General features: G+C 38.9%; 10 protein-coding genes. 7 read left to right on the top strand and 3 right to left on the bottom strand.

The features are described 5' to 3' along the window. Positions 1–104: 104 nt before the first annotated feature. From ACSV5T_RS07520 to ACSV5T_RS07510, 3 genes are all read right to left on the bottom strand, one after another. Complete coding sequence (locus ACSV5T_RS07520; protein WP_024063815.1) at positions 105–962, bottom strand: methylenetetrahydrofolate reductase; 858 nt, start codon at positions 960–962, stop codon at positions 105–107. A gap of 125 nt (positions 963–1,087) precedes the next feature. After that, positions 1,088–3,523: a homocysteine S-methyltransferase family protein gene (locus ACSV5T_RS07515; protein WP_039968822.1), complete on the bottom strand. Its 2,436-nt coding sequence runs from the start codon at positions 3,521–3,523 to the stop codon at positions 1,088–1,090. Positions 3,524–3,572: 49 nt separating this feature from the next. Next, positions 3,573–4,340 (bottom strand): methionine synthase, encoded by a 768-nt coding sequence (locus ACSV5T_RS07510; RefSeq protein WP_438320697.1) that lies wholly within the window; start codon positions 4,338–4,340, stop codon positions 3,573–3,575. 915 nt (positions 4,341–5,255) lie between these two features. Between ACSV5T_RS07510 and ACSV5T_RS07505 the strand changes: the two genes are divergently transcribed. The 7 genes from ACSV5T_RS07505 to ACSV5T_RS07475 all read left to right on the top strand — a co-directional run bounded on the left by ACSV5T_RS07505 (position 5,256) and on the right by ACSV5T_RS07475 (position 12,223). Then, complete coding sequence (locus ACSV5T_RS07505) at positions 5,256–6,026, top strand: ParA family protein (RefSeq protein ID WP_060924859.1); 771 nt, start codon at positions 5,256–5,258, stop codon at positions 6,024–6,026. A 146-nt stretch (positions 6,027–6,172) separates the two neighbouring features. After that, positions 6,173–7,102, top strand: a complete 930-nt coding sequence (locus ACSV5T_RS07500) for a ParB/RepB/Spo0J family partition protein (RefSeq protein WP_295825453.1) — start codon at positions 6,173–6,175, stop codon at positions 7,100–7,102. Between the two features lie 256 nt (positions 7,103–7,358). Continuing rightward, a complete protein-coding gene (gene hydF, locus ACSV5T_RS07495; protein ID WP_295825450.1) occupies positions 7,359–8,600 on the top strand; it encodes a [FeFe] hydrogenase H-cluster maturation GTPase HydF in 1,242 nt (413 codons plus the stop codon). A gap of 194 nt (positions 8,601–8,794) precedes the next feature. After that, the gene (locus tag ACSV5T_RS07490; RefSeq protein WP_105089981.1) at positions 8,795–9,316 is read left to right on the top strand and encodes a DUF4446 family protein; all 522 of its coding nucleotides are present in this window, start codon (positions 8,795–8,797) and stop codon (positions 9,314–9,316) included. 12 nt (positions 9,317–9,328) lie between these two features. Then, entirely contained in the window at positions 9,329–10,282 is a 954-nt protein-coding gene (locus ACSV5T_RS07485) for a peptidoglycan DD-metalloendopeptidase family protein (RefSeq protein ID WP_438320696.1), read from the top strand. A 193-nt stretch (positions 10,283–10,475) separates the two neighbouring features. Further along, positions 10,476–11,054, top strand: a complete 579-nt coding sequence (locus ACSV5T_RS07480) for a cob(I)yrinic acid a,c-diamide adenosyltransferase (RefSeq protein ID WP_039968824.1) — start codon at positions 10,476–10,478, stop codon at positions 11,052–11,054. A 29-nt stretch (positions 11,055–11,083) separates the two neighbouring features. Further along, on the top strand, positions 11,084–12,223 hold the full coding sequence (locus tag ACSV5T_RS07475; protein WP_039969290.1) for a hypothetical protein: 1,140 nt from the start codon (positions 11,084–11,086) through the stop codon (positions 12,221–12,223). Positions 12,224–12,281: the final 58 nt, after the last annotated feature.

Genomic DNA, 12,281 nt, shown 5'->3' with positions numbered 1-12,281 from the left:
TCTTTAGAGGGCCACCACTAGAGAAAGACCCTTATAGGGTCAGAGCAAACCACCCGTTCTACGGGTGGTTATGATTTCTTATCCTATGATGATCTTACAATGACTTATACATGGTCAATGATGTGTAATGTTGTATCGATATCGTTTAAAGGCATAATATGTACGCCTGCAGCGATTTTTTTGATTTGTTCCAATGTTTCGATAGCGATTTCTGTACCCGCTTCTTTACCGCCCTTTTCTACGCGGTCTAGGATTTCTTGTGTAAGGTTGATCCCAGGCACTTTTTCGTGTAGATATGTGGCCATTTTGAAGCTTTTAAGTGGAATTAAACCAAGCATAATAGGTACATCGAATTCAGACATTTTGTCGATGTAGCGTTTTGCTTGTTCTAAATCGTAAATTGGTTGTGTTTGTACGAAATGCGCACCATTTTTAATTTTAGCAGCCAATTTTTGACGTTCAATTTCTAAATCTGGCGCGCCAGGGTTACCAGTAGCACCGATGTAGAAGTTTGTAGGCTCGTCTAAGTCGTTACCTGCCAAGTCTTTGCCAGAATTCAAAGTTTTAGCGATGTTAAGTAAGCCCATGCAGTCTACTTCGAATACGGATTGTGCAAATGGATGGTCCCCATTATCTGGTTTGTCACCAGTAAGGGTTAAGATATTATTTACGCCAAGTGCTGCAGCGCCAAGTAATTCGGATTGCAAGCCGATGATGTTACGGTCGCGGCATGTAAGGTGGAAGATAGTTTCGATATCTTTATTGTGTTGTAACAAATAAGATAAAGAAATTGGGCTCATACGCATTTTGGACATAGGGCTATCAGCGATGTTGATAGCGTCAACCTTACCCTTTAAACGAGCTGCTTGGTCGAATACTTTTTGAGCAGAACTGCTCTTTGGTGGGTCTAATTCAACAGTGATGGTGAATTTCCCTTGTTGATGTTTCTCTCTTAATGTCATCATGTACCTCTTGATCTATACATATGGTGAAAGCTAATCTTGTTTACTCTTTTTAGTGGTTTTCACCATCAAAATAAGTTTTTAAGATGAGCTTTCACCTTGTTTTGTGTCATGTAAATTAGAAATTATTTTTCTAATGTTTCAAAGTAATCATTTGCGTGGTTAACGGCAGCGATACCGTCTTTAGCGTAGATGTCTGCGCCCGCTTGGTCTGCGTAGTCTTGAGATACTACAGCACCACCAACCATGACCTTAGTTTTAAGGCCTGCAGCGCGGATAGCAGCGATAGTATTGTCGATTTGAGGCATTGTAGTAGTCATCAAGGAACAAATACCAACGAGAGCCGCCTTATTGTCTTTAATCGCTTGAACGATGACTTCTGGATCAACGTCCTTGCCAAGGTCAACGATTTTGTAACCATTGTTTTCAAGCAAGGCTGCTACGATATTTTTACCTAAATCGTGGATATCGCCTTTAACAGTAGCTACAACGACTGTACCTTTATCTAAGCTTTCACTAGCAGGAATGATTTCTTTAATTGTGTTGAAAGCAGCTTGCATTGTTTCAGCAGCGAGCATTACTTGTGGCAAGAATAATTTACCAGAACCAAATTTATCCCCTACTACGTTCATCGCTTCAGATAAGCCTTTTTTCGTAATATCTAATGGGTCCATGCCGTCAGCTAACGCTTTTTTTACAAGATCAACAATGGCTTCTTTTTCGCCTTGTTCTACGCAAGCACGGATATTCGCCAATGGATCATTGCTGTCGAAGGATTTCTTTTCAGGACCTTTTGGAGCAGCATTACCAGGAGCACTTGTTTCGTCTTCGTAGCCGTATTCTTTGATGAACTCTGCAGAACCTGGATCCCAGCCTAATAGTGTTGTACTAGATACGAACGCTTTTTTAGCTGGATAGTTTAATGGGTTCATAATTGGTGTAGTTAAGCCACATGCCAAAGCCATTGTTAAGAATTGGCCGTTCAAGTAAGGTCGTTGAGGCATACCGAAGGAGATGTTAGACAAGCCCATTACTGTTGGGAAGCCAAATTTCTCTTTGTATAACTGTAATGTACGCAATGTTTGGCGTGCACTATCTTCACCGCTAGCAAGTGTTAATACCAATGGGTCAAGTAATAAGTCATGTGGTTGAAGACCATAACCATAAGCGCGATTTACGATGCTTTCAGCTAAAGCAACGCGGTCCTCTGCTTTTTCAGGCAAATCACCACTGCAGATTGGCAAGCAAAGTAAAGCTGCACCATAGCGTTTAGCCAATGGCATAACGTGAGTGATGGACTCCTCTTCCCCATTTACGGAGTTGATAAGAGCGCGACCTGGGTAGTTTTTAAGAGCTACTTCCATAGCTGCTGGATCCAATGTGTCGATGGATAATGGAGTTTCCACGAGCATGGATAATTCGAAGATAGCACGTTCCATCAATGGAGTTTGGTCCATACCAGCTACGCCCATGTTTACGTCGAGGATGTCTGCACCCGCTTCTACTTGGTCCAAAGCATCGCGTTTTACGCGGATGAAAGAGCCATCGCGTAACTCTTGAGCAAGAACTTTACGGCCTGTAGGGTTGATACGTTCACCAATGATAAGAGGTTTTGTATTGTGACCTAATTCTAACAATTTAGTACGGCTCGTAATGATTGTTTTAGGTTCTACGTGAGCACGTTCTTTAGGTGTATGTGCTTTTACAGCGTCAGAAATTGCTTGAATATGAGCTGGTGTCGTACCACAGCAGCCGCCTACATAGCTGGCACCTGCATCTACGATTGGAAGCATCAATGGACCCATTTCTTCTGCTGTAAGTGGGAATACAGTTTGTTTATTAATTAATTGAGGCATACCTGCATTTGGTTGGCAGATAATTGGCAAGTTTGTTACGCTTGCAATTTCCTCAATAAGAGGTGTGATTTGTTCAGGTCCAAGGGAACAGTTAATACCAATAATATCAGCACCCATAGCCTCTACGATAGTAGTTGCAACTGCTGGTGGTGTACCTGTAATAGTACGACCGTCTTCACTGAAAGAAAATTGACAGATGATTTGTACATCTTCTTTTGTCTTTCCTGCTGCTTCACGAGCATCAAGAGATGCTAATAAAGCGGCGCGCATTTCTTGTACGTCGATGATAGTTTCAATGATAATGAAATCTACGCCACCTTCGATCAATGCTTCAGCTTGTTCGCGGTATGTGTCATAAATAGAGTCAAAGCTCATGTTGCCCAATGGTTGTAAGAAACGACCTGTAGGACCCATAGAACCAGCTACACGAGCAGATGGTTTAAACTCTGCAATAGCATCTTTTGCTACCTTTACAGCGGCAATATTAATTTCTCTTACACGATCTTGTAAGTCGTAATCTTCTAATTTGAGACCACAAGCACCGAATGTATTTGTTGTGATAACATCACTGCCGTGTTGTAAGTATTGAGCGTGAATATTCTTTACTACTTCTGGTTTTTCTACGTTAAATAATTCTGGACAATAGCCCTCTTCTAAGCCTGCAGCTTGAAGCATTGTGCCCATAGCACCGTCAAATATATACATAAACATCTTCCTTTATCATCCTAAATTTTATAATGTTTCACGTGAAACATTATTCTGTTGGTTGGCCTTTCATAGCGATACCAGAGGCTTCGGCTGTTGTTTTGTTACAGCCCTCTTCGCCTTCGTTATTAGACGTTACAGTCGCCTTTTCTGGTAGTTTACGAGATGCACAATCCTTTTGAGAACAAGATGTGCAACCACGTTTTGTTTTGATGTCTTCGTTAGCTGGCATCAAACCAATGATAGCTGTTACAGACTTACGTGGGAACAATAAATAATTCTCTGTTACTTGTAAGCCAATTATCTCTGTTTTGATGATTTTAGCTAGTTGTGGTTGAATTTCTAATGGCCAGTTACCATAGCCAGGGCTAAAGCGCCATGTTGGTTTATAGCCTTGCTTTTTAGCAATTGTATTGATAACTTCGTTTACTTGATCTGCTACTTGTTCTACTGCTGTTGTAGCCGCTGCATCAAGTAACAAACCTACAGTGTAATTACCTTGTTTAAATAACTGTTCACTGCGAATTTCTACATCTTCACCTACTGTTACGCCTAATACATAGACCTTTGTAGACTTTTCTAGATGTTTTTCAATGATGGAACCTTCGATTTTAAGCGGTGGATTGCTCAAAATTGTCTTTGTTTCAGCATCATAATCATATTCTTGATATACACCTTTAGGTGTAGCTAATAACTGGATTTCTTTACATGCTTCGTCTACATAATTTTGAGGAAAATCCTCTGCATGACGAAGTCCTGCGTATCGTTTTACTTCTGCTTTATCGATGGCAGGAAGCATTCCGTTATAAATGGGCATGGAAACGCCTCCTTTTCAAAATAAAAAGCTCTGCGTATCCGTAGAGCGTGTACTTAATATTAGTATATTGTTTATAGATTAAATCAATCTTTATAATGATCTTTTTCATGCCTATAAATATAATTACTATCTATTTAATAGTATATAGATATCACCAATGCCTGTCAAAGCATATAGGGCCTGTATTCTCATATAATTTAGTAGTAAATTGGTATAACTTAAAGCTATATCAAAATATATTTTAATCCTAAAAGTTATAAATATAATTGTTTTAAGTATTATATCTATTATATCTATTATATCTATTATATTTGCTTCATGATCTTACTGTTTTATTTCTAATTGTTTCACGTGAAACAATTGAATTATTTTTATTAGCTTAACTATTTCAATTAGCGGATTGAATTTTTAGGTTAGTTATATATTTTAGATTAGTTGGGTTGTAATTTTTTTAGCTTAGTTATTTCAAAATAAAACTGTGTGAAAAAAATATGTGTAAAAATTATAAGTTGGTATATATTTATATACCAAGTCTACTTTTTTACTATAAAAATTTTTGTGTTAAAAAGTTATGTGTTGAATAACTATAAATTTACGTTATGAGTAACTACAAAATTTTAATTATCTATAAATGTTTCACGTGAAACATTTATGTATGAGTTTTAGCTCACACATTTCTGAAAAATTAAATTGTTTCACGTGAAACAATCAAGGAAACTAATTGTAAAGTTTAAAGAAAAAATGCATTAAACCCACATTGTTTGCTATGTAAACTATATAATTTTTAAAATAGTGTGTATGATAGATGAAATTATAGATATTTTTCTAGAATTTGATTTGTAATTACCGTAATTATCGTTGTTTTATGTTATAATTAAAAAGAAATATTTTGAACGAACATGTGAGGTGAATTAAGTGGGCAAAGTTATAGCTATTACTAATCAAAAAGGCGGCGTTGGTAAAACAACAACATCTGTGAATTTGAGCGCTTGTTTGGCTGATGCTGGTAAGAAAGTATTGCTTGTTGATTTAGATCCACAAGGTAATGCTAGCTCTGGTTTAGGCATTGAAAAAGATGATTTAGAACTCTGTGTACACGATGTTCTAATCGATGGTGAACCTATTACTGATATTGTTCAGCCTACAATGCTTAAAAAGCTATTTGTAGCGCCTGCAACAATTCAATTAGCTGGTGCAGAAGTGGAACTCGTTTCCGTTGTTTCACGTGAAACAATGTTGAAAAAAGCATTAGCACCGGTACGCGATGAGTACGACTTTATTATCATTGATTGTCCGCCATCCCTTGGCTTATTAACTCTAAATGCTTTCACTGCAGCGGATAGCGTATTGATTCCAATTCAAAGCGAATTCTACGCATTAGAAGGGGTTAGCCAATTAGTAAAAACTATAACAATTGTGCAACAAACATCTAATAAAGACCTTGAAATTGAAGGTGTCTTGTTAACTATGTTTGATGGTCGTACAAATTTATCTATTCAGGTTGCTGATGAAGTGAAAAAATTTTTTGGCAATAAAGTATATAAGACTATTATTCCTCGTAATGTACGTCTTAGCGAAGCGCCAAGTTATGGTGAACCAATTATCGTATATGATCCAAAATCTAAGGGTGCTGATGTATATACTAAATTAGCTAAAGAAGTAATTAAAGCATCAAAAGCTAAATAAATGGTTATATATAGCTGAAAGAGCTAAATGGCTAAGTGTTTAGTTAAACAAATGTCTGAGATTAGTAGAATTAATGCATTGGCTATTAAATAATTGAGTGTTATTAATTAATATAGCCACTATATGTAAGGTGAGAGAGGTTAGTTATGCCTAGAGAAGTTAAAAGTAAGAAAAGTAAATCATCTGGCTTGGGGAAGGGCCTTGGAAACTTAATGAAGGTGGACACTGTAGAGTCTGTGTTACCTGAAAAGGAGATTCACGAATTACCAATTTCCGAATTAGTTCCAAATGCAGATCAACCTCGTAAAAGCTTTGATGAAGATAGTTTAGCCACATTAGCTGAGTCTATTAAAAATCTTGGTATTTTCCAACCAATTGTAGTACGTAAACAAAAGAATAAATACCAAATTGTAGCTGGTGAACGTCGTTACCGTGCTGCTATTATTGCAGGTCTAGAGACAGTACCAGTTGTTGTAAAGAAATATAATACAGAAGAAATGACAGAGGTAGCCCTCGTTGAAAATTTACAACGTGAAGGCTTAGATCCAATTGAAGAAGCTTTGGCATACCAAGGTTTAATGGATACTTACAAACAAACACAAGAAATGATTTCTGCTCGTCTAGGTCGCAGCCGTTCTTATATTGCAAACATGGTTCGTTTGTTGAAATTATGTGATTCTGTACAAAAAGATCTAATCGAAGGTGACTTAACAGTAGGTCAAGCTCGTCCATTGTTGGCATTGCGTAGTGCAGCTCAACAAATGGAAGCTGCTGAACGCATTAAAGAGGGCGAATTAAGTGCACGTCAAGCAGAGGCTCTTGTTAAGTCTATGCAAAATAAAACGCCTAAGGCGAAGGCTGCTAAGCCGCAAAGTACTGCAGAGGTACGTGCTCTTATGGATCGTTTAAAATTAAGCTTAGGATCTCCTGTAAATATTAAGTTCCGCGCTGGTAAAAAGGTTCAAGGTAAGATTGAAATTGCCTTTTCCTCTGAAGCAGAATTAGAACGACTCATTGCTTATATGGATGGTCAAGAGCATACAGATGATACGGAAACTGTAGAATTTAGAGTTTAATTCTTTAGCAATAGTAATAGTAATAGCAATTACAATGCATAACTATATACTCTTTATTACTACGTAATTACTATATATAGTGGATTTTTAATTAAATAACATAATTGGTATACTAAATTTGATATCGAATTATGTAAATTTAGTAATGACAAATCGATAACAATTCTGTATAATGTAAATACAATTTACAATCCACGGTGAAAGCGTAGTCTACGGGCTGCGCTTTTACTGTTATGTTAAGTAACAAGGATAGACTATGGAACAAACACCTAAAGCAAACCGCGTGCATATTGGCTTTTTTGGTCGTTGTAATGCTGGTAAGTCTACATTGATTAATATGTTAACTGATCAGCCTGTATCCCTCGTATCTGAGGTGGCAGGGACAACGACAGATCCTGTGAGCAAATCTATGGAGATTTTACCACTAGGACCTGTAGTTATTACCGATACAGCTGGTATAGACGATACAACTGAATTAGGTACATTGCGGATGGAGAAAACAGAAGAGGTTGTGAAGAAGATTAACCTTGCTGTTTATGTACTTCGTACCGATGAAGAACCAACTGCTGATGATATGCACTGGTTAGGGCTTTTAAAACAAAATAATGTGCCTATTGCATTATTTATTAATGAAATTAATGCAGAAAATAAAGAAGAAAATAAAGTAGATGCATCTGCTTATGTTGAAACTCATAAGGGATTATCTGATTTAGCTACCGTAATTGGGTCCGCTGATTTTACATCTAAGACTAAACGCTTAGAATTACTCGATCTTCTGGGCGGATTAACACCACTTGATGTAGAAGGTGAACAAACTCTATTACAGGGCTTAGTAGAAGAGGGGGATACTATCATTCTTGTTTGTCCTATTGATAGCGCAGCTCCGAAAGGGCGCCTTATCTTGCCACAGGTACAAACCATTCGAGAAATTCTTGATTACAAAGGATTAGCGTTAGTGTGCCAAACAGAAGAATTACCGGCTATGATTAACTCTCTTAAGAACCCACCTAAGATGGTTATCTGTGACTCTCAAGCCTTTGATCGAGTTGATGAGTTAACACCTAATACAATTCCGTTGACGTCGTTCTCTATCTTGATGGCCCGCTTTAAAGGAAAATTACAGGACTTAGTAGCTGGTGTAGAGGCAATTAAGAATTTGAAAGCAGGCTCTAAGGTGCTTATCAGCGAAGGCTGTACACATCGCCGTCAATGCGATGATATTGGAACTGTTAAGATTCCTAATCTTCTTAAAAAGCAAGGGCATACAGATTTACAGCTAGAATTTACGAGTGGGGGAGCCTTCCCAAAAGATGTATCTCAGTATGATTTAATCATCCACTGTGGTGCTTGTATGCTCACACGCCGCGAGGTATTACGACGCATTGAATGTGCCGTTGTACAAGGCACATCAATCGTAAATTACGGTGTACTCATAGCCGCTCTACATGGTATACTAGAACGAGCGATAAGCCCATTTGTTGACGAATTAGAGGGCTAATAAATAGTATTGTAATATGTATCTAATACATGGATTGAGATACAGCATTACATACTTTTATATAAATTACTATATAGGTATCGTTATCTATATTAGATATATTAAATTAAATTGTATGCAGTCATTTAACTTTCACAATAATAATGGTATAATTAAGTGTTGGAGTTTGAATGATTGTATAGGAAGGAATATACATGTTCGAATCGATTCAACCGTGGATTGGCATGGCAACCATCGTCCTTGTTATAGCGTTGTTAGTGTATTGTGTCATCTTGCACATTCGCTTAGGGAGTCTTAAAAAGAAATACGATTTCTTTATGCAAGGGGACAATGGTGCGAGCCTAGAACGTAAATTATCTGTAGAGGTTAGCGAAATTCGCGATGCTGCGAAGGGTCTTGAGACTATGATGACCGAGCAAGCGGCGATCCGCAATATTCAAAGCAATACGATACAAAAAATTGGCTTTATTAAATATAACGCCTTTGAAAATATCGGTAATGATTTGTCCTTTGCGCTTACATTGCTTGACGGCAACAATAACGGCATCTGTATCTCCAGTATTTACGGTCGTAATGAATCCCGTATTTTTAGTAAACCCATTGTGAAAGGTAAAAGTCTCGTAAGTCTTTCACAAGAAGAATTAGAGAGTTTGAACGAAGCGTTGGGCGAACGCACCAATGAGGAAGCGTTAACGAGCGCCATCGTTTCTAAATAAGGAAGGTTTGTATTGAAAGTACCGGCATTTATTTCAAATAAAGTTGAAAGAAATGGTGACAACTGCATATTGACATTAACAACCAAGCAGGCGAAAATAGCAGCCGTTGTTGGCTCTATCTTAATCATCGCAGCATTGGTTCTCGGCATTTGGGGCATCGTGCGCCAAGTTGAGGTGATGCAATTACGTCAACAGACACAATTGCAATCGGAACAGCTGAAATTATTACAACAAAAGACAGATGTTCTAGATAAGAAAATCCAAAATTTAAATCAAATTAGCGAAGAAAATAAGCAAATGCTTAAGGGCGCTGAATCTGGCACACCATCTCAAGGTGGCGGGGACGGTAGCGACCCAAAGCAGCCAGCCGCTGATGAAAGCGAAGTAAAGACGCTGACGGCGGCACAATTATCAGCGCGTCTATCCAAAATGGATAAGGACGCACAAAAATTGTTAGTTAGCTTCTATACAATGCGTAATATCCTTCGCGATGGTGGTGCGCAAGACCTTATGGCTATGCAATCCATCAACTTCTCCGCTGGCTCTGGTGGTGTTACGAATAACACTACACCAAGTATCTGGCCAAGCAAGGGCGTTATTACCTCTCCATTTGGTAGCCGTGTGGACCCTGTAACGGGCGCTATCGGTGCGTTCCATGAAGGGGTAGATATTGCGGATGACTATGGTACACCAATCGTGGCTACTGCTGCTGGCGTTGTAACCTTTGCCGGTTATACAGAGGGCGGTTACGGTAATCTTGTTGAAATCGACCATGGTAATGGCTTCGTAACACGGTATGGTCATAATAGTGCTGTATTGGTAACGGTTGGTATGAGCGTAAAACAAGGTCAAACAATTGCCTTGATGGGTAGTACTGGTAAAAGTACAGGCGCCCACGTTCACTATGAGGTACGCCTCAATGGCTCTCCTACAGACCCTATGATCTTCTTACCAATTAGTAACTAAATAGGTGAGACCAATACGATACATGTAAAATTAGTATGATATACGTAATATAAAACAGAATATAGGTAACATAAAACATAATTCATAGGAAAAAGAACTTGTTATGCGTGCAAATGCACTAATAGCAAGTTCTTTTTCTTTTCTTTTGTATATATATATTGTAAAATAAAAGTATATGAACGGAGGTATATCTATGAAGGCCTATGTACAAGTTTATACCGGCGAAGGCAAGGGCAAAACGACCGCTGCTATTGGTCTAGCCATCCGTGCCATCGGCGCTGGCAAGAAAGTCCTCTTTTTGCAATTTATGAAATCTAAAGTATATAGTGAACATACTATTTTACCTACCTTAAAGAATTTAACCTTAGAAACCGTGGGCAAGCCATTCTTTATCATCAAAGAAGGGATGAAGAGCAAGGATGAACTCGCTAAATGGGGCGATGAAGTCGTTGTCTTTGAATCTGGCAATCCGCCAAAGGATTATGTAGCGCTCATCGAAAAAGGCTACGAACGTGCACTAGCTGCTATCAGCAGTGGTGAATACGATCTCGTGGTTCTTGATGAATACAATATGGCGCTCTTCTTTGAACTCATTACATGGGATAAAACAAAGGCTTTGCTCGATGCTCGTCATCCAGAAACGGAACTCGTATTTACGGGCCGTGGGGCTCCTCAAGAATTAATCGATGAGGCAGACCTTGTAACGGAAATGAAAGAGGTCAAACATTACTACCTTCAAGGCGTAATGGCTCGAAAAGGTATTGAAAACTAATCATAGGTACACCTAAGGAGGTGATGTGGTTGAGTACAGTGGCTATTGTGGCCCTCGTTATTGTGGCCATCATTGCAGCACTCATCTTGATTATCCTACTGACACCAATCACATATAGCATCGAAATCAACGGACGATCGCCATATCGTGGCGAGGTGCGCGTCAAATGGCTGTGGCGTGTATTTTCACTGCATCTAGCGTATTTACAGGACAAACCATTTTTTAAGGAATTATACATTTTGGGCATGCTCAAGATTGGTCCTGTGAAAGATTATGAAGAATGGCTTGAAAATCGCGTAGAAGAAGAATACCAAAAGGTGATGGACGACGATGGCGACATGTCGCAATCGGAAGCCTTCGCCAAGGCGATGCAAGGGGGCGGACAAGGTCCTTCTGCAAGCTCTAGTGGTACTAGCTTTGATGATTTGAAGAGTGCTCAGCGTTCTGACGCTACCTTTAGTGATGAAGAAGCGCCAGGGGCTGGGACTTCTCAAAAGCCGAATGAACGCATAGAACGTCCTGAACAAGCTTCTAAGGATATGGATGCACAGGCTCGTGCTGATCGGTATGACTCCATTCAGCAAGATCCAACATCTCATATTCAAAGCGATGATGAAACAGTGAGCCGCGTTACTTTTAACAGTGACGGTTCCATTAAGGAAAAGGTATTTACGAAGGTGAATGACCTCAAAACGACGGTGAAACAACGTTTTGAAAAGCCAGATCCAAATGATCCAGTGGCATCATTTAAGTCTAAAATTCCTACATTCTGGTTCATGAAACATGTAACAAATACAGAATTGTGGCACCAGTTATTCCTTGTTTCAAAACGATGCTATGACCACTCTAAACCACGCGATGTGGCTATAGAAGGTCGATTTGGTATCGGTGACCCATATCGCATGGGGATTATTGCATCTATGCTATATAGCATTTGGCCAGAACAAGCTGAGAACATCGAGCTCGATTATGTAAATTGGGCAGGTGAAGGTAGCGGTCACATTAAAGGTCGCATCATTTTAGCTGTGATGGCTTGGCATGGCACAAGATTTTTACTATCTAAACCAATGCGTTCCCTATTGGGCGAAGGTGCTCGCGTCTTCTGGGTTAAACGGAAGGAAGCAAAGCAGTTAGAAAAGCTGAAAGCCGAACAAGGTCAAACAGCGTAAGGATATATTAAGTCAACTAAGTACATGAGCTAATATAGCAATGATACTTTCACAAAAA

The sequence above is a fragment of the Veillonella sp. ZSJB6 genome, assembly GCF_051549505.1.
Lineage (GTDB): Bacteria > Bacillota > Negativicutes > Veillonellales > Veillonellaceae > Veillonella.
The sequence above is the reverse complement of the archived record's forward strand: the minus strand, read 5'-3'. Positions and strand labels throughout refer to the sequence as shown.

What these genes read in the sequence shown, in the direction of transcription:
- ACSV5T_RS07520 (WP_024063815.1), bottom strand. Translation starts at nt 962, where the DNA reads ATGACATTAAGAGAGAAACATCAACAAGGGAAATTCACCATCACTGTT.
- ACSV5T_RS07515 (WP_039968822.1), bottom strand. Translation starts at nt 3,523, where the DNA reads ATGTATATATTTGACGGTGCTATGGGCACAATGCTTCAAGCTGCAGGC.
- ACSV5T_RS07510 (WP_438320697.1), bottom strand. Translation starts at nt 4,340, where the DNA reads ATGCCCATTTATAACGGAATGCTTCCTGCCATCGATAAAGCAGAAGTA.
- ACSV5T_RS07500 (WP_295825453.1), top strand. Translation starts at nt 6,173, where the DNA reads ATGCCTAGAGAAGTTAAAAGTAAGAAAAGTAAATCATCTGGCTTGGGG.
- hydF (WP_295825450.1), top strand. Translation starts at nt 7,359, where the DNA reads ATGGAACAAACACCTAAAGCAAACCGCGTGCATATTGGCTTTTTTGGT.
- ACSV5T_RS07490 (WP_105089981.1), top strand. Translation starts at nt 8,795, where the DNA reads ATGTTCGAATCGATTCAACCGTGGATTGGCATGGCAACCATCGTCCTT.
- ACSV5T_RS07480 (WP_039968824.1), top strand. Translation starts at nt 10,476, where the DNA reads ATGAAGGCCTATGTACAAGTTTATACCGGCGAAGGCAAGGGCAAAACG.